The organism is Sutcliffiella cohnii, from assembly GCF_002250055.1.
In the GTDB taxonomy this organism is placed as follows: Bacteria; Bacillota; Bacilli; order Bacillales; family Bacillaceae_I; genus Sutcliffiella; species Sutcliffiella cohnii.
Map to the genome: position 1 here is coordinate 835,346 of NZ_CP018866.1, position 17,545 is coordinate 852,890.

The 17,545-nt window shown below is 35.4% G+C and carries 17 protein-coding genes; 13 read left to right on the top strand and 4 right to left on the bottom strand.

From position 1 onward, the window contains the following. Positions 1-127 precede the first annotated feature (127 nt). The 5 genes from hemE to BC6307_RS04050 all read left to right on the top strand — a co-directional run bounded on the left by hemE (position 128) and on the right by BC6307_RS04050 (position 5,917). Positions 128-1,183 (top strand): uroporphyrinogen decarboxylase, encoded by a 1,056-nt coding sequence (gene hemE / locus BC6307_RS04030; RefSeq protein ID WP_066420542.1) that lies wholly within the window; start codon positions 128-130, stop codon positions 1,181-1,183. Between the two features lie 14 nt (positions 1,184-1,197). Next, positions 1,198-2,139, top strand: coding sequence for a ferrochelatase (hemH, locus tag BC6307_RS04035; RefSeq protein WP_066420543.1), 942 nt, complete (start codon positions 1,198-1,200; stop codon positions 2,137-2,139). 116 nt (positions 2,140-2,255) lie between these two features. Beyond that, complete coding sequence (hemY, locus tag BC6307_RS04040) at positions 2,256-3,656, top strand: protoporphyrinogen oxidase (RefSeq protein WP_066420544.1); 1,401 nt, start codon at positions 2,256-2,258, stop codon at positions 3,654-3,656. Positions 3,657-3,850: 194 nt separating this feature from the next. After that, complete coding sequence (gene fabI / locus BC6307_RS04045; RefSeq protein ID WP_066420545.1) at positions 3,851-4,630, top strand: enoyl-ACP reductase FabI; 780 nt, start codon at positions 3,851-3,853, stop codon at positions 4,628-4,630. Between the two features lie 276 nt (positions 4,631-4,906). Continuing rightward, the gene (locus tag BC6307_RS04050; protein WP_066420547.1) at positions 4,907-5,917 is read left to right on the top strand and encodes a LacI family DNA-binding transcriptional regulator; all 1,011 of its coding nucleotides are present in this window, start codon (positions 4,907-4,909) and stop codon (positions 5,915-5,917) included. Between the two features lie 53 nt (positions 5,918-5,970). Here BC6307_RS04050 and yhfH read toward each other — a convergent pair whose 3' ends face one another. Further along, positions 5,971-6,105, bottom strand: a complete 135-nt coding sequence (yhfH, locus tag BC6307_RS04055) for a protein YhfH (protein ID WP_084380692.1) — start codon at positions 6,103-6,105, stop codon at positions 5,971-5,973. Between the two features lie 221 nt (positions 6,106-6,326). Here yhfH and BC6307_RS04060 point away from each other — a divergent pair, with 221 nt between their 5' ends. From BC6307_RS04060 to BC6307_RS04075, 4 genes are all read left to right on the top strand, one after another. Continuing rightward, positions 6,327-7,070 (top strand): MBL fold metallo-hydrolase, encoded by a 744-nt coding sequence (locus BC6307_RS04060; RefSeq protein WP_066420548.1) that lies wholly within the window; start codon positions 6,327-6,329, stop codon positions 7,068-7,070. 1 nt (position 7,071) lies between these two features. Continuing rightward, entirely contained in the window at positions 7,072-8,058 is a 987-nt protein-coding gene (gene lplA, locus BC6307_RS04065) for a lipoate--protein ligase (protein ID WP_066420549.1), read from the top strand. 181 nt (positions 8,059-8,239) lie between these two features. Then, positions 8,240-9,793, top strand: a complete 1,554-nt coding sequence (locus tag BC6307_RS04070; protein ID WP_066420550.1) for a fatty acid--CoA ligase family protein — start codon at positions 8,240-8,242, stop codon at positions 9,791-9,793. Between the two features lie 101 nt (positions 9,794-9,894). After that, positions 9,895-10,674 (top strand): enoyl-CoA hydratase-related protein, encoded by a 780-nt coding sequence (locus tag BC6307_RS04075; RefSeq protein ID WP_066420551.1) that lies wholly within the window; start codon positions 9,895-9,897, stop codon positions 10,672-10,674. 42 nt (positions 10,675-10,716) lie between these two features. On the opposite strand, the gene BC6307_RS04080 is transcribed toward BC6307_RS04075, so the two are convergent. Continuing rightward, the gene (locus tag BC6307_RS04080; protein ID WP_066420552.1) at positions 10,717-12,408 is read right to left on the bottom strand and encodes a sensor domain-containing protein; all 1,692 of its coding nucleotides are present in this window, start codon (positions 12,406-12,408) and stop codon (positions 10,717-10,719) included. Between the two features lie 220 nt (positions 12,409-12,628). On the opposite strand from BC6307_RS04080, the gene BC6307_RS04085 reads away from it, so the two are divergent. After that, a complete protein-coding gene (locus BC6307_RS04085; RefSeq protein WP_066420554.1) occupies positions 12,629-13,351 on the top strand; it encodes an AzlC family ABC transporter permease in 723 nt (240 codons plus the stop codon). Next, complete coding sequence (locus tag BC6307_RS04090) at positions 13,344-13,655, top strand: AzlD domain-containing protein (protein ID WP_066420556.1); 312 nt, start codon at positions 13,344-13,346, stop codon at positions 13,653-13,655. Before BC6307_RS04085 ends, BC6307_RS04090 begins: the two co-directional genes overlap by 8 nt. Positions 13,656-13,680: 25 nt before the next feature. On the opposite strand, the gene BC6307_RS04095 is transcribed toward BC6307_RS04090, so the two are convergent. Then, a complete protein-coding gene (locus tag BC6307_RS04095) occupies positions 13,681-14,262 on the bottom strand; it encodes an SCO family protein (RefSeq protein WP_157729273.1) in 582 nt (193 codons plus the stop codon). 225 nt (positions 14,263-14,487) lie between these two features. Between BC6307_RS04095 and BC6307_RS04100 the strand changes: the two genes are divergently transcribed. After that, the gene (locus BC6307_RS04100) at positions 14,488-15,750 is read left to right on the top strand and encodes a M48 family metallopeptidase (RefSeq protein ID WP_066420560.1); all 1,263 of its coding nucleotides are present in this window, start codon (positions 14,488-14,490) and stop codon (positions 15,748-15,750) included. A 620-nt stretch (positions 15,751-16,370) separates the two neighbouring features. Here BC6307_RS04100 and BC6307_RS04105 read toward each other — a convergent pair. Further along, on the bottom strand, positions 16,371-16,610 hold the full coding sequence (locus tag BC6307_RS04105; protein ID WP_066421270.1) for an IDEAL domain-containing protein: 240 nt from the start codon (positions 16,608-16,610) through the stop codon (positions 16,371-16,373). Between the two features lie 284 nt (positions 16,611-16,894). Here BC6307_RS04105 and BC6307_RS04110 point away from each other — a divergent pair, with 284 nt between their 5' ends. Continuing rightward, complete coding sequence (locus tag BC6307_RS04110) at positions 16,895-17,419, top strand: competence protein ComK (protein WP_066421263.1); 525 nt, start codon at positions 16,895-16,897, stop codon at positions 17,417-17,419. The last annotated feature ends 126 nt before the right edge of the window (positions 17,420-17,545 follow it).

A 17,545-nucleotide genomic window follows, 5' to 3' on the forward strand; every position in this document is an offset into this window, starting at 1 on the left:
TTTCGTCAAATTTTTGAACAAACGGTCAGTTCGCTATACTTTCTTAAAAATTATCGGTATAGTGTAAAAAGACGAGTTGATCGAAAGTATATCGTATTGATGGTTGAATAGGAAAGGGGTCACTAAAGTGAGTAAGCGTATTATAAATGACACATTTTTAAAAGCATGTCGAGGAGAAAAAACAGATTACACACCAGTTTGGTACATGAGACAGGCAGGGCGTTCTCAGCCAGAATATAGAGCAATAAAAGAGAAATATTCCTTATTTGAAATTACACATCAACCGGAGCTTTGTGCATACGTTACAAAACTTCCAGTTGATCAATATAATGTAGACGCAGCAATTCTTTACAAAGATATTATGAGTCCGCTTCCAGCGATTGGTGTAGATGTTGAAATCAAAGCAGGTATCGGTCCTGTTATTGATAATCCAATTCGTTCCATTGCAGACGTAGAAAAATTAGGTGAAATTACACCAGAAGAAGACGTTTCATACGTGCTAAATACAATTAAACTTTTAACAGAAGAACAATTAGATGTTCCTTTAATTGGATTTGCAGGCGCTCCATTTACGTTAGCATCCTATATGATTGAAGGGGGCCCTTCTCGCAACTATACGAATACGAAGGCATTCATGTATTCAGAACCAAAGGCATGGTTTACATTAATGGACAAACTAGCGGATATGACTATTCGTTATTTAAAAGCCCAAATTAAATCAGGGGCAAGTGCCGTTCAAGTATTTGATTCTTGGATCGGAGCATTAAATGTTGCAGATTACCGAACTTTTATAAAGCCAGTTATGCATCGCATCTTTAGTGAACTTCGCGAAGAAAATGTTCCATTAATTATGCATGGAGTAGGTGCTAGCCATTTAGTAAATGATTGGCATGACCTCCCAATTGATGTTGTTGGATTAGATTGGCGTCTACCAATCCAAGAAGCAAGAGAGAGAGGAATTACGAAAGCTGTTCAAGGTAACTTAGACCCAACGATACTAAAGGCCCCTTGGGAAGTTATTGAAGAGCGTGCGAAAGAGATCATTGACCAAGGATTGCAACAACCAGGACATATTTTTAATCTTGGACATGGAGTATTCCCAGAAGTAGATCCGGCAGTATTGAAAAGACTAACAGCCTTTATTCATGACTATTCTAGTTCAGTAGTAGCTAAACAAAAATAAGAGGTGTACAAATAATGGCAAAGAAAAAAATGGGATTATTAGTGATGGCATACGGAACCCCATATAAAGAAGAAGATCTAGTTCCATACTATACTCATATTCGTCACGGGAGAACACCGTCAGATGAAATGATACAAGACTTAAGGGATAGATATGACGCTATTGGGGGCATTTCTCCGTTAGCACATATTACGAAAGAACAAGCAAATAGTTTATGTGCACATTTAAATGAAGTTCAAGATGACATCGAATTTAAAATGTACTTAGGATTAAAGCATATTGAACCATTTGTTGAAGACGCGGTTAAACAAATGCATGAGGACGGAATAGAAGAAGCAGTAAGTATCGTTTTAGCTCCTCATTTCTCTACTTTTAGCATTAAATCGTATAATGGTCGTGCAAAAGAAGAAGCGGAAAAGCTTGGTGGCCCAATTATTCATTCGGTTGAAAGTTGGTATACGGAACCTAAATTTATTCAATATTGGTCTGAGAAGATTAAAGAAATTTTTAGTAACATGGATACTGCTGAAAGAGAAAAAGCTGTATTAATTGTTTCAGCACATAGCTTACCTGAAAAAATACTTAAAATGGGTGACCCTTACCAAGATCAGTTACAAGAAACTGCAGATTTAATCGCAAAAGAGGCAGGCATTAATAATTATTATATTGCTTGGCAGAGCGAAGGAAATACTCCTGAACCTTGGTTAGGTCCTGATGTACAGGATATTACTCGTGAATTGTATAAGGAAAAAGGATATACTTCTTTCGTATATGCACCTGTAGGCTTTGTTTCTGACCATTTAGAAGTACTATATGACAATGATTATGAATGTAAAGTAGTGACAGATGAATTAGGAGCAAAATATTATCGTCCTGAAATGCCTAATACGCAACCACTATTCATCGATGCTATGGGAACAACTGTATTAGAACTGTTAAAGAAACATACAAGATAATTAAATACTCCTAATTAATTGAAAAGGGAATGTTGGTGCTAGTTTTTATGATGAATAAAAAACTAGCTCTTCTTTTTTCAATGTTAATTTTAATTTTGAGAAGAAGGCGATATAGGATGAGTGAGGAAAAAAAGAAGGTAGTCATCGTTGGTGGGGGAATAACGGGTCTTTCCGCAGCTTATTACTTACAAAAAGAAATAGAAGCAAACAAGCTACCTATTAGTATAACTCTAGTCGAATCTACAAGTCGTTTAGGTGGAAAGGTTCAAACCGTTTCAAAAGATGGTTATATTATTGAGAAAGGTCCGGATTCTTTTCTTGCAAGGAAGGAAAGTGCTTCAAGACTTATAAAAGAATTAGGATTAGAAAAGAAAAAAGTTAGGAATACATCAGGTACTTCTTTTATTCTATTAAAAGGAAAACTATACCCAATTCCCGATGGAGCAGTTATGGGAATACCAACAAAAATGTCTCCGTTTGTCACAACAGGCTTATTTTCACCTTTAGGAAAAGTAAGGGCCGCTGGCGATCTAATCTTACCAACAAGTAAAGAAAAAGGTGATCAATCTGTTGGGAGCTTTTTTCGCCGACGTTTTGGAGGAGAGGTGGTAGAAAACTTAATAGAGCCCCTTCTATCTGGAATATACGCTGGAGATATCGACCAATTAAGTTTACAAGCGACCTTTCCTCAATTTCAAAAGGTAGAACAAAAACATCGTAGTCTTATATTAGGAATGAAGCAAACAATGCCACCAGCCCCAAAGAAAAAAGTAGGAATGTTTCAGACATTAACTACAGGCTTACAAAAGATGATCGATACTTTAGAGGAAAAATTACATGATGTACAAATACTACGCACTATTAAAGTATTAAATATAGATAAAACAGAAAAAGGCTATTGTTTAAAGTTGAGTAATGGAGATGCAATAAAATGTGATAGTGTAATAGTTACAACTCCTCACTCTGTAACAGCAAGTATGTTTGAATCGCTCCCCTCCATGCACAATTTAGAAAAAATGCCGTCCACTTCAGTTGCAACAGTAGCTCTCGGCTTTGACGAATCAGCTATTCAAGAGAAAATGTCAGGGACGGGGTTTGTTGTTTCACGTAATAGCGACTTTTCCATAACAGCATGTACATGGACACATAGAAAATGGCCACACACAGCGCCAAAAGGGAAAGTGTTACTTCGATGCTACGTAGGTCGTGTTGGAGAAGAAGCAATAGTCGAGCAAAGCGATACGATTATAAAACGTGTCGTGATGGATGATTTAAAGAAAATAATGAACATTACTCAAGAACCAGACTTTGCGCTAATTACGAGATGGAAAAAAGCGATGCCACAATACAATGTCGGTCATAAAGATCGAATCAAAGAGGTAAAAGATTCATTAGGTAAAGTAATGCCTGGTGTAATTTTAGCAGGAAGCTCATATGAAGGTCTAGGAGTCCCAGACTGTATAGACCAAGGAGAAGAGGCTGTAAAATTAGTTCTCTCCCATTTAGCAACCACGTAAAAAAGAGAAGGTCGAAAAAGTTGGTAGAGCTAGCTTTTTGGCCTTATTTTTTTATTAACGGAAATACTCTAGCTATAATTCATAATTTTATTCCTCAACAATAGATATCAACATCACACATATGATATAATATTAGTAACAGGTACTAAAAGTAGATATTATAAACTGACGAAACTAGTTTTCAGGAGGATAAAATGGAAGATTTATTAAAACTTAAAGGTAAAAATATCGTAGTGATGGGTGTAGCAAATGAACGTAGCATTGCGTGGGGAGTAGCAAGATCCTTGTATAAAGTAGGAGCAAATCTTATTTTCACCTATCGTAAAGAACGTTCATTAGGCAGAATTAATAAAATGCTTGCGGATAATGGATATGAAGCTAAAATGGTAGTCGAATGTGATGTAAATAATGACGAAAGTATTAAAAAAGCATTTACTACTATTGGACAAGAAGTTGGAACTATTCATGGTGTCGTTCATTCCGTTGCTTTTGCAAATGCAGACGACTTAAAAGGACAATTTATTGATACGTCTCGTGATGGCTATGCCTTCGCACAAGACACTAGTGCTTATTCTTTAATTGCGGTTGCTAGAGAAGCAAAGCCTTTTATGACAGAAGGAGGCTCTATTATTACGATGTCGTATCTTGGAGCTGAACGAGTAGTGGAAGGCTACAATGTGATGGCGATTGCAAAAGCATCATTAGAAGCGTCTGTAAAATATTTGACAGTCGACCTAGGTAAGGATAACATTCGTATTAACGCAATTTCTGCAGGGGCTATTCGTACACTTGCGGCAAAAGGTGTACCATCATTTAACAAAATACTTCATAAAATTGAAGAGACAGCTCCGTTAAAGCGTAATGTGACGCAAGAAGAAGTTGGAGATATGTCCGTTGCGTTTTTAAGTAACCTTTCTCGTGGTGTAACGGGAGAAGTTATTTACGTTGATTCTGGATATAATATAATGGGTTAATACCATGGGACACATAGTTCTTTCTGCTATGTGTCTTTTTTATTTTGTATGTTTATTTCCCTTATAACAATATAATATTTTTATGTATGAAAATGGATATAATACTCATTAATCACGAGAGTAAAACGTTACCATATTAAATTAAAATAACTTTGTAATGGAGTATTTTTCAAAAAATGTATTGAAAACCTTTTCATAATCTACTATACTAATATTCATGAAAACGATTTCAATTATTCTATTGAAATATTAACTTTTTTGGTAGGTGGGGGATTCGTGGCGACGATTGAAGATGTAGCAAAGCTTGCTGGACTATCACGTACAACAGTTTCACGTGTCATTAATAATCACCCCTATGTTTCAGATAAGAAAAGAAAACAGGTACTAGATGCAATGAGTGAGTTACGATATGTGCCGAATTCTTCTGCACGTAGTTTACGTAATCAAAAAACAAGTATTATTGCATTATTAATACCGAGAGTAATGAATCCGTTTTTTAGTCAACTAGTTGAGTTCATGGAAATGGAAGCAGCTAAGCATGGGTATCAAGTAATCGTTTGTCAAACTAAATATTCGGAGCAAAAAGAGCTCGAATATTTAGATCTACTAAAAACAAGACAAGTAGACGGTATTATCCTAACTTCCATTCAAAACGACTGGAAACTAATTGAACCATATTTACACTATGGGCCAATTGTTTTATGTAACGAATTTGACGATTGTGCAAATGTACCGACCGTTAAATTAAACCAAAAATATGGCGGATACATAGCGACAAAACATTTATTAGAACAAGGTCATCATCGTATTGCTTACTGTACCGGGGGATACAGAAGTAATGTTTCGAAAGGAAGAGAAGAAGGATTCAGACAAGCACTACTTGAGCATGGAGTTAAGTTTAATGAGCACTTTACATTTAACAATGCGTTCACAATTGAGGATGGGAGAAGAATTGTAAATGAGATTGTTAAATGGAAAGATAGACCTACTGCAATTTTTACTGGGGGAGATGAAGTTGCAGCAGGAATCATTTCTGAAGCAAAATGTATTGGATATAACATTCCAGAAGATTTAGCTGTAGTTGGTTTCGATAATCAAGCAATATCTAATTTACTTGATCCTACCATTACAACAGTTCATCAGCCAGTCGATCTTATGGCTGAAAAAACAGTATCTATTCTAATGGAAAAGTTGCGTACAAAACGTTACAACCAGCAAGAGGTTTATGAATTTGATTTGCAGTTAATCGTACGAGATTCAACGGTTAAACAAGGGGTTACGATATAGAAAAAGGCCAACCTTTCATCATAGAAAGGTTGGCTTTTTGCGTTTAATAAGTCTTACCTTAATTGACTTTCTAAGCAACTGTTGCATTGATTACCATAACATTCATGCTGTTCTTCAATTTCCTTCTGACATTCTACACATTTCTTCGCAGGTAAGTTTTTTAAGAATTCTGTCATTTTTATTAACATGAAGGTCACCCTTTGCCTTATATTTGTTGTAATTGTACTATAACAGAACTTGTGCTGTCAACAACTGTTTTAAAACAATTTAAAAATGAATATTAAAAATAATCGTGGAAATAGGATAAATAATATTGATATGATAAACTATTACTGTAGAAATATGCTTGTTATAGCAACCCATTCAAGATAATAGAAGCGTAAAATATAACATTAGGAGTGTGCATAAATTGAAGTTAACTGTACTAGGTTATTGGGGTGGTTATCCAGCAGTTAATAGTGCAACATCAGGATATTTACTTCAAAAAGACGGATTCAATCTATTAGTAGATTGTGGTAGTGGAGTCTTATCTCAATTACAAAATTATTTAAAACCAAATGAGCTTCATGCAGTTCTAATTTCCCACTATCATCAAGATCATATTGCTGATATTGGTGTATTACAATACGCTCGCTTAATTCAAACATTTTTAGGTAATGAACTACCAACCTTACCGATATATGGGCATAGGGAAGACGAACAAGCTTTTTCAAAACTTACTCACCAAAAGGTTACAACTGGTATTGCGTACAATCCAGAAGAAACATTAACTATTGGACCATTTTCCGTTCAGTTTTTAAAAACAAGCCACCCTGTATCCTGTTATGCAATGAAAATTTCTTCTGAGGATAGTACGATTGTTTATACGGCTGATTCCAGCTATCAAGATTCTTTTATCCCATTCAGTACAGGGGCTGACTTTTTAATTGCAGAATGCAATTTGTATGCTAACCAAGATGGAAAAAGTGGTGGTCATATGAATAGTCACGATGTTGCAAAAATTGCACAGAATGCAAATGTGCAACAACTATTGTTAACGCATTTACCACACTTCGGTAAACATGACCAATTACTAGAAGAAGCAACTTCAATTTATAAAGGAAATGTAAAACTAGCAACTACTGGGTTTACTTGGCAGAAAGGAAAGATATAACATGTTATTTATTGATAATCAGGGGATTACAGATCCTAGAATTAACTTAGCAATTGAGGAATACGCGTTAAAAAACTTAAACATCGATAATACATATTTACTTTTTTACATTAATGAGCCTTCCATCATTATTGGTAAAAACCAAAATACGATAGAAGAAATTAATACAGAGTATGTAGAAGGAAATGGTATTCATGTTGTTCGTCGATTATCTGGTGGTGGGGCTGTTTACCATGACCTAGGTAACTTGAATTTTAGCTTTATAACGAAGGACGATGGGGAAAGCTTTCACAATTTTAGAAAATTCACTGCCCCGGTTGTGGAGGCGTTACAAAGTTTAGGTGTGAACGCAGAATTAAGTGGAAGAAATGATCTTCTAGCTGAAGGGAGAAAAATTTCTGGTAATGCTCAATTTTCGACGAAAGGTCGTATGTTCAGCCACGGTACGTTATTATTTGATTCAGAAATGGAAAATATCGTTTCGGCATTAAAAGTTAAAAAGGATAAAATCGAATCTAAAGGTATCAAGTCTGTTCGTAGCCGTGTCGCAAATATTAAAGAGTTTTTAACTGATGATATAACAATTGAACAGTTTAGAGAACTACTATTAAAGGCAATTTTTAAAAGTGATGATATACCGGAATATAAGCTAACAGAAGAGGATTGGGTAAAAATAAACGAAATCTCCAAAGCACGTTATCAAAACTGGGATTGGAATTACGGGAAATCACCAGCATTTAATGTTCAACACTCTCACCGTTTCCCTATCGGTCAAATCGATATTCGTCTAGAAGTGAAAAAAGGATTAATCCAAGAATGTAAAATCTTCGGTGACTTCTTTGGAGTTGGGGACGTAGCCGAAATAGAAGAGAAACTAGTTGGAGTAAAATATGAAAAGTCTGCATTAGACGATGCTTTCTCAACAATTGATGTAAAACATTATTTCGGAAATGTAACGAAGGAAGAAGTGTTAAATCTTATATACTAATTTATTAAAGAGGTTCATCATTTAGGAACCTCTTTCCTTTTTCTCTATATTGGAAAATTTAAGACAAATCCACCTTTTTAAATAATTTAAATAATGACAAAGTAGCACTTATTGTCCTATAATAGTAGTGAAATAAAATGAATGATTATTCATTCAATTAAGACGAAGGGGAGGAGTCGAAATGAATATATCTTCACAATTGAGACAAACGGCACAGGATAAACCGACAAAGGTTGCGTATATGTTTGAAGGGGAATCTAAATCGTATGGAGAATTAAATGCAGCGATCAATGCCTTTGCGTCTGGCTTAGAGAACATGGGCATTAAAAAAGGGGACCATATCGCTCTTTTACTAGGCAATTCACCATACTATATTATTGGCATGTACGGTGCAGCTCGTTTAGGTGCAACTGTTATTCCGGTAAATCCAATTTATACTCCTGAAGAAATTTGTTACATCTTAAATGATGGAGACGTAAAAGCAGTTATTATGCTTGACTTATTAGTACCTCTATTTGAGAAGCTACATGTAAGGCTACCGAAAGTAGAAAGTTATATCGTTTGTGAAACACCTGATGGAAAAGAAAAGGCAAAAGATTTGCCAGTAGAACAATTTTCAGTTTTTCCGAAATTAAAAACGTTTACATCCGTGCTAATGCAAGGTACATATGACTATAGCGGACCCGAATTAAAGGATGATGACATTGCGGTTATTCTTTATACTTCCGGTACGACTGGTAAACCGAAAGGTGCAATGCTAACTCATCGTAATCTTTATCGTAATGCGAAAGATGTTGCTGATTTCTTGAAGATGAATGAAAGTGATCGGGTCGTAGCAACTTTACCTATGTTTCACGTCTTCTGTTTAACAGTAGCACTTAATGCACCTTTAATGAATGGTGCAACAGTTATTATTGTTCCGAGGTTTAGTCCTCAATCGGTTTTTGATGTTGTAAAAAAACACGAAGCAACTGTATTCGCGGGTGTTCCTACTATGTACAATTTCCTACTTCAGTACGAAGGTGGCAAAGTAGAAGACTTCCAATCTTTAAGATTATGTATTTCAGGTGGAGCATCTATGCCAGTAGCACTTCTCAAAAATTTCGAGAAAAAGTTTAACGTTATTATTTCCGAAGGCTATGGCTTGTCTGAAGCATCACCTGTTACTTGCTTCAACCCGCTAGATCGACCTAGAAAGGCAGGGTCTATAGGAACGAGTATAGTGAATGTTGAAAATAAAGTAGTTAATGAGCTAGGTGAGGAAGTGCCGAACGGACAAGTTGGAGAACTAATTGTAAGAGGTCCGAATGTGATGAAAGGGTATTACAATATGCCGGAAGAAACAGCTCATGCAATTCGTGATGGATGGCTGTATACAGGTGATATGGCAAAAACAGACGAAGATGGCTATTTCTATATTGTGGATCGTAAAAAGGACATGATTATCGTAGGAGGATATAATGTTTATCCTCGTGAAGTAGAAGAAGTATTATATAATCATCCGGATGTCGTTGAAGTGGCTGTTGTAGGTGTACCTGATGCTAATTTTGGAGAAGCGGTTAAGTGCTTCGTCGTTTCAAAAAATGATGTGACAGAGCAAGAACTTATCGGGTATTGCCAGCAATCGTTAGCGAAATATAAAGTCCCGAGTTCAATTGAATTTTTAGAGGAATTACCTAAAAATACGACAGGAAAAATATTAAGAAGAGCATTAAAAGAAAAATTAGGTGTGTAACAAAGGTAGAGCTACAAATTAAAATAAAGAAGGATTATCGCCTTTCTTTGGAGAAATAAGTAGGTTAGTGCAAGCGCTATCAATTGAAGGGGGCGATCAACATGTCTTATATTAACGTTCATATCGAAAATTATATAGCAACTGTTACATTAAATAGGCCAGATGCGATGAATGCATTTAACTATGATATGTTAGTAAACTTAGGGGAAGTAGCTGAAACATTACGATCTAATCCAGAAGTTAGAGTCGTTATTATTACAGCTGCAGGGGAGAAAGCTTATAGTGTTGGCGCTGATTTGAAGGAAAGGCGCACATTATCAGAACAGCAAGTAAGAAGAAATGTATATAAAATTGGAGAAGTGTTTAGTTCGATTGCTAATCTTCCACAACCGACTATTGCTGCCATTAATGGATTTGCTTTTGGCGGAGGTATGGAATTGTTATTAGCCTGTGACTTCCGAGTAGCTGTGAAGGATGCGAAAATGGGATTAACGGAAACAAGTTTAGCAATTATTCCTGGTGCTGGTGGAACGCAAAGATTACCACGAATTGTTGGGGAATCAAAGGCACTAGAATTAATACTTACGGCCAGAAGGTTTACAGCTGAAGAAGCAAGCAACTGGGGATTAATTACTAGATTAGTAAATGAACGAGCAGAATTGCTAGAAGAAGCTAAATCCTTAGCAGAAGAGTTTACCCGAAATGGCCCACTCGCCGTGCAACAAGCTAAATTTGCGATTAAACAAGGGATGAATGTAGATTTGCAAACAGGTCTACAAATAGAACGAAAAGCATACGAAGTGATTATTCCAACAGAGGACCGAGTGGAAGCATTACAAGCGTTTCAAGAAAAACGACCTCCAGTATTTAAAGGTAAATAATAGAGAAAAAACGGTAATGGGACTTTCCCATTACCGTTTTTTCTATTTAGAAAATATAAGGCTTTCAATTTCATCTTTTGATTTCGGTTTAGAAAAGTAATAACCTTGTATAATATTACAGCCATTTTCCTTTAATAAATCATATTGCTTTTCTAGTTCTACCCCTTCAGCAACCGTTTTAATATTTAAAGTTTGGGCGATGGATAAAATACCTTTCAATAAACCCATCTTAGTTGGATTACTTTCAATTTCTTTAACGAACGCACGGTCAATCTTTAAAACATCCATTGGCATGTCAATTAAATATTGGAGGGACGAGTAACCTGTTCCAAAATCGTCAATGGCGATACTTATGCCTAAATTTTTAATCTCATTAATAAAATTCATTGCATTCTCTTTTTCGTACATAAATGTTTCTGTAATTTCAAGATTTAAATATTTTGGCTCGAGCCTACTTTCATACAAAATTTCCTTTAGTTTCACAATAAAATCTTGATTATTTATTTGCTTAACGGAAACATTCACAGATATTGGGACTTTCGGATAACCTTTATGTTGCCATTCTACGTTTTGAAAAGTTGCCTTTCTTAAAACCCATATACCTAAATCAACAATTAAATCGGATTCTTCGGCAATAGGGATAAAGACGCTTGGTGGTATGTTATTACCATCTTTATCTTCCCATCGAAGAAGTGCCTCAATACCGACGAGTTCTTTTGTAAGGGCGTCAAATTGCGGTTGATAATGAAGGGAGAACTTGTCCGTATATAAATCTTGTCTCATATTTTCGCTAATCGAGAAGAATTTTTTCGTTTGTAAATCCATATCTTTTTCATAGAATGTTAAACAATTCTTTCCTTTTGATTTTGCGTGATACATCGCAATATCTGCTTTTTGCATAAGTTTTTGAGAATTGTTTGCGTTACAAGGGAAGACGCTTACTCCAATGCTACCTGTTATATTTTTATATGTTTTATTTTTAGCAAATCCAGTATTAAAAATGGAAAGTACTTTTTTCGCTACTTGGACTATTTCTTTTTGTTCTTTTACATTCCTAACAATGATAATAAATTCATCGCCACTCCTTCTTGCGATAAATGAGTCTCGTATATTTGCAGAAATGAGTTGATTAGCAAGCTCTTTCAGAAATAAATCTCCTTCATGATGACCTAATGTATCGTTGACTAATTTAAAATTATCCAAGTCTAAAAACATTAGTGCGAAGTGTGATTTTTCTGTATAATGTTTTTCAATTTCTTTTTCGAGTTGTTCATCTAAATATCGTTTGTTCGGTAGTCCAGTTATGGAATCATGGTAGGCAGCATATTCTATTCGTTCACTCATTTCTTTTTGCTTTGTAATATCATTTCGAATCGATACATATTGATATACTTTTCCATTTTCGTCTAAAAAAGGAACAATAGTCGTATCAACCCAATAATAGTTACCGTTTTTTGTTTTATTTTTAATTTCGCCTTTCCACACCTTACCCGAGCCAATTGTTTTCCACATTTCTTTGAAAAACTCTTTCGGATGGTAATTAGAGTTAACGATATTATGATCCTTCCCTATTAATTCAGAACGGGGATACTGTGATATTTCACAAAATTTATCATTTGCATAAGTTATTTTTCCAGTTCGATCAGCAATTGCAACAATAGAAGAAACATCTAAGGCGAATTCAATATCTTTCATATATTTTAAGATTCTATCGTATTCTTGTTGTTCTATCATTTGGAGGCCTCCAAGTAAGTTAAAAGTAGCTATATTTTACCATGTTTTTTTCAATAGTTTATATAAATTCTAATATTTTGATAGTATGTGTGTTAAAAAAGAGTGACAACTGATTAGCTTTAGTGCTTTTTAATAGCATTGCGTTAAAGTTTCCTATTTACTTTCAGTTGAATGATTAGTATATTAATAAACAATTAAACTATTAGAGGAGGGAAAAAACATGGCAACTTCATCGGTGCTTGTTAGCAATCCAACACCTTTTCGGAGAGGGTTACAAGCAGGTGTAACGATTGCAATTGGCTATATGCCTGTTGCTCTTACATTTGGATTGCTTGCAAAATCGGTCGATTTAAACTTAATGGAAACGTTGATGATGAGTATTTTTGTTTTTGCAGGGGCTGCTCAATACATGGCCCTCAATATGATTGCTCTTGGAACGGGAGTATTTGAAATTGTCATGACTACTTTTATCGTAAATATTCGTCACTTTTTAATGAGTACAACGTTAAATGAAAAAGTAGAAAACGATAAAAAGTGGAAAAAAGCCCTTTATTCTTTTGGGATAACGGACGAAACCTTTTCAGTTGCAGCTACAAATGAAGGTAGACTACATACTAGTTACATGTTAGGTCTCATAATTATTTCATATTCAAGCTGGGTTGTTTTTTCTGGAATTGGACATATCGTCGGTGGAAGCTTACCTACTACTTTACAAGATAGTATGTCAATTGCGCTGTATGCTATGTTTGTCGGGTTACTCGTACCATCAATGAAAAAAAGTCGTAAAGTTATTTATCTAGCGGCTACTGCTGCCCTTTTTAATGCTTTATTTGTCCATGTTCTTCAAATGGCACAAGGTTGGGCAATTATTGTAGCAACTTTAATTAGCGCTGTCGGTATTGAATGGGTGGAACAAAAAAGGAGGGAAATAAGTCGTGAATAGTATGATTGTTATGATGATTATAGGAATGGCGGTTGTTACGTATCTCCCACGATTATTGCCCTTTATTATGTTCCAAGGAAAAGAGCTACCACCTTTTTTACAAGGTGTGCTAAAAAACGTTCCTTTTGCCATTTTAGGCGCCCTTATTATTCCTGGAGTTTTTACTATCAATCCAGATATTTGGTACGGAATTGTCGGAGTTTTTGCTGCGTTTATTGTTGCATATTTTGGAGCTAATATTATAATTGTTGTGCTCTCTTCTATTGCTATCGTTAGCTTATATGCATTACTAGTAGCAGGGTAAGAACTGCTACTAGCTCCAAATTTTTTTATAGTAATTTTTTAATGCTTTGTAATACTTTTTCTGGTTTGAATCCTTTATTTCCCATTCCGAACATTTCAACTACTTGATTTTGTTGATTTAGCAAATAAGTTGTAGAGGTATGAGTAAACATTCCGTTTCCTGGATCTTGATAATAAAACTCTAACTCGTTCGTTAAGCTACGAATATCTTCTTCATTCCCACGTAATACTTTCCATCCGTCATTTGTATCAATATTAAATGTCTCAACATATGAAGCAAGCACCTCTTTTGTATCTCGCTTTGAATCAATTGTTATCGTTAAAAATTCAACATCATCAGCAGTGATCCCAAGGGCACGTAAATCTTCTTTCAAATTATTCATATGGATGGTAGTTGCAGGACAAATATCAGGGCATTTTGTATATATGAACTCTAGTATTCTTACTTTACCAGTTTCATTTAAAGAAACGATTTCTCCATCATGTGTTTCTAGCATAATATTTTCGGGTAATTCCATCGCATGGACTCGATAAACAGAAAAGTAATAAATTCCACTACTAATACTTAAAATAAGAATAAGAGCACAAACCCAATACCATTTTTTCATATGCATAACACCTCTTTTTAACATTTTGTAAGCTATCGGTGTAACCGACCGCAATCTCTCCTTTCCTGCAATAGAATCAAGGATGTTAAGTGTAGTTAACGGACGGTAACAAAGTTTCACCTTTATCATAAGCGATGAAAAAAAGGAGTTATATAGGTTTATGTAGAAAAGAATGAACATTGTTTGAATGCCACGGTTACTACTATGACAATAGGAGAAATGCTAATGAAGAAGTTGATGAAGTGGGGAATCATTCCGTTCATTGTGTATGCGATAATGCTATACGTTTATTTATGGTACATAGCAGATAGTTCTCTACCGCAAGAGTTAATCGGTACGAGGGCAGATCCACATACATTTATGACTGAAAAGGAGATAATGTTAGCTAACGAATATTCGAAAATACGTAACTTCTTTTATTTTTTATCGTATCCTTACGAATGGTTTGTCTATGGAGCCATTTTATTTTTAGGCTTCAGTAAAACGTTTCAACAATGGGCTGAAAAAATTACAAGATTTCGCATATTGCAAGCAGGTATATTTATTTTTTGGTTCTCATTTTGGACAACACTAGCTATCTTGCCATTAAAGCTTTTCCGTTATTATTTTGCTAGGCAATACCAAATATCGATTCAACCTTTACCAGATTGGATTCAAGATCAGCTAATTAGTTTTTGGGAAGGTTTAGTATTACTATGGATTGTCATTATCGTTGTTTATTTTTTAATGAGCCGATTTCAAAAATATTGGTGGATTATTACGTGGATTTTATTTATTCCGTTCGTCTTTTTCTTCATGTACATTCAACCTGTGTTGATTGACCCTTTATATAACGATTTTTATCCAATGAAAGATAAACAGCTTGAGGAGAAAATTTTAGCCCTTGCAAGTGAAGTGGATGTTAGTGCTGATCGAGTTTGGGAAGTAAACATGTCCGAAAAAACGAACTCCATCAATGCTTATGTAACTGGTGTAGGTGGTAATTCTAGAATTGTGTTGTGGGATACCCTGTTACAACGGCTGCATGAAGAGGAAATATTATTTATTATGGCACATGAACTGGGTCATTACGTATTGCACCACGTTACACTGGGAGTTACGGGGTACATTGTTTTTTCTCTTGGTGTATTTTATCTCGTATACCGGCTGACAAAGCTTATGCTTAAAAAGTGGGGAAGACAGATGCGTATACAGAGAATGGAAGAATTCGCATCTTTGCCGATATTGTTGTTATTAATTTCTGTTATTTTATTCGCAGCTAGCCCTGTTACGAATTATGTTTCAAGGCATATGGAACATACAGCTGATGTTTATGCGATTGAACTAACTGGTAATCAAGATGCTGCAATTGGTGCTTTTCAAGAAATAACGAAAGCTGGTCTGAGCGAGGTTAACCCACCAACGTTAATAAAAATCTTTCGATACACACATCCACCAATGGTAGATCGTATCCATTTTATTCAGAACTATACGGAAGAAACAAACTAACAATCTGTTGGCTCTCTAGTCGAACATTATAGAATGAACTAACTTATATGTATGCTATTTTCAGGGGGGACACCCATGCAAGTGAAATTTTGTACAAGTAGGTTCATTCTTGAACAGTATAATGGTTTTCACTTTCTAGATTGGCTTTAAGTTAGTCCGTTTCACTTCGCTGCAGACACTTGCTTGGTCGACCGTACCGCGACGTCCTGTCGAAAGGTCGACACTAGCACGTCCTGTGCGTCGCCGCGGGGAGATGTCTAGCTCCAGCGCATTGGCCCTATCAAACTTCCCAGTCCGTCCGTACGATAAGTCAACATCAACTCAACTAACGTTTCGTTGTGTTTCCTTTATCTCCTACCGGACTGCTCCAGTTTGTACGGGCCAGATTGATGCGCTTCCGCTTTTCGTGGATTCGAGCCTCCTCGGCTGCGCCTGTGGGGTCTCGACCTTCCCTCTACATCCCGCAGGACAAGGAAGGCTTCGGCAGCATTACATCGCACGAAGAAAATGCGATAGCATTTTCGAGGAGTCAAGTGTCTTCCGCTCCGTTCCACTCACGGTTCACCCTCCACATCAGATTTAATCAAATGAAAAAGAAGCCAAATTAGGCTTCTTTTTTACTATTTTTCCCACTGGTGAACAAACGCCTGATATTCAGCACTTAAAGATTGAAATAATACTTTGTTATTCGCATCGATAGCAGCGTCAATTTTTTCTAAAAACCGTTGCTTCTGAAATAAGAAAATTGCCTCGTCAATTACCATCTGAACATACATATTTACCATAAAACTTTCCCGTGACACTCGTTTCTCTTGGGCTTTCGACTTCATTAACTCCGTATAAGACTTTTCATTTTTCATGAGTCTTTCACCTCGAGGCCTTTTTTATATTATATGGAGTTCGCTAAATAAAATCAATAATATTTTAAATTTTTAGAAAATATTTAACCGAGTGCAAATGTCAGCAAGAATCCTTACCCGTTTTGGATGCATCCACAATCAATTGTTTTGTCGAACTATAATTATAATTTGTAATTTTATAAAATAATGTGCAAAAAGATGTAGTAATATGGTATTATTTTCTTGATTTGTATTAAATTTTACTTTATTGGTATTGTTTAAAAAATAGTGAAAGGAAGATTAGTGTGAAGAAAGAATATTTAATTAATCAAAACACTATCGCTATCGTACCGGAAAAAGTAAATAAAGTATGGATTTCGAGAGTGATAGAAACAGACGGAGAGTATTTAGTGGAGCAGCACCCGAAGTATATTATCAATCAAAACTGTTGGTATTCAGGTACAAGCTTACAAGGCAGTCAAGAATCGACGAAAGTTATAACTGGAATTACTCACAAGCAACCTATTGTTATTAACTTAGCGGAGGAACTGTTCTTTTTCCCAACGATGTCACCACGAAAGATGGAGTGCATGTGGATTTGTCCTGACCATATTATTGATTCAAAAGCTAATGAATACGGCGATACTATTGCCTATTTATCTAATAATAAAACACTACAAATACCAATGTCATTAAAATCATTTAAAACTCAAATTTTAAGAACTTCTCATTTACGATTTAAATTAAGACAAAAGCAACAATTGATTAATGTTGCAGAGAGGCCATTCTTCTTCTATACAAGTTCAGCACAACGTATAAAGAAAAAATAATGAATTAATGGAAGTTTTTACGGTTCCAACGAATGAAGTCCTTCACCTTGAAAAAACCTATAAGGAAAGGAGGTCTCATACGTTGGAACTTTTTACTGATTTAATTTTCGGATTTTTACAATTTTG

What these genes read in the sequence shown, in the direction of transcription:
- hemH (WP_066420543.1), top strand. Translation starts at nt 1,198, where the DNA reads ATGGCAAAGAAAAAAATGGGATTATTAGTGATGGCATACGGAACCCCA.
- hemY (WP_066420544.1), top strand. Translation starts at nt 2,256, where the DNA reads ATGAGTGAGGAAAAAAAGAAGGTAGTCATCGTTGGTGGGGGAATAACG.
- fabI (WP_066420545.1), top strand. Translation starts at nt 3,851, where the DNA reads ATGGAAGATTTATTAAAACTTAAAGGTAAAAATATCGTAGTGATGGGT.
- yhfH (WP_084380692.1), bottom strand. Translation starts at nt 6,105, where the DNA reads ATGTTAATAAAAATGACAGAATTCTTAAAAAACTTACCTGCGAAGAAA.
- lplA (WP_066420549.1), top strand. Translation starts at nt 7,072, where the DNA reads ATGTTATTTATTGATAATCAGGGGATTACAGATCCTAGAATTAACTTA.
- BC6307_RS04070 (WP_066420550.1), top strand. Translation starts at nt 8,240, where the DNA reads ATGAATATATCTTCACAATTGAGACAAACGGCACAGGATAAACCGACA.
- BC6307_RS04075 (WP_066420551.1), top strand. Translation starts at nt 9,895, where the DNA reads ATGTCTTATATTAACGTTCATATCGAAAATTATATAGCAACTGTTACA.
- BC6307_RS04080 (WP_066420552.1), bottom strand. Translation starts at nt 12,408, where the DNA reads ATGATAGAACAACAAGAATACGATAGAATCTTAAAATATATGAAAGAT.
- BC6307_RS04085 (WP_066420554.1), top strand. Translation starts at nt 12,629, where the DNA reads ATGGCAACTTCATCGGTGCTTGTTAGCAATCCAACACCTTTTCGGAGA.
- BC6307_RS04095 (WP_157729273.1), bottom strand. Translation starts at nt 14,262, where the DNA reads ATGAAAAAATGGTATTGGGTTTGTGCTCTTATTCTTATTTTAAGTATT.
- BC6307_RS04100 (WP_066420560.1), top strand. Translation starts at nt 14,488, where the DNA reads ATGAAGAAGTTGATGAAGTGGGGAATCATTCCGTTCATTGTGTATGCG.
- BC6307_RS04105 (WP_066421270.1), bottom strand. Translation starts at nt 16,610, where the DNA reads ATGAAAAATGAAAAGTCTTATACGGAGTTAATGAAGTCGAAAGCCCAA.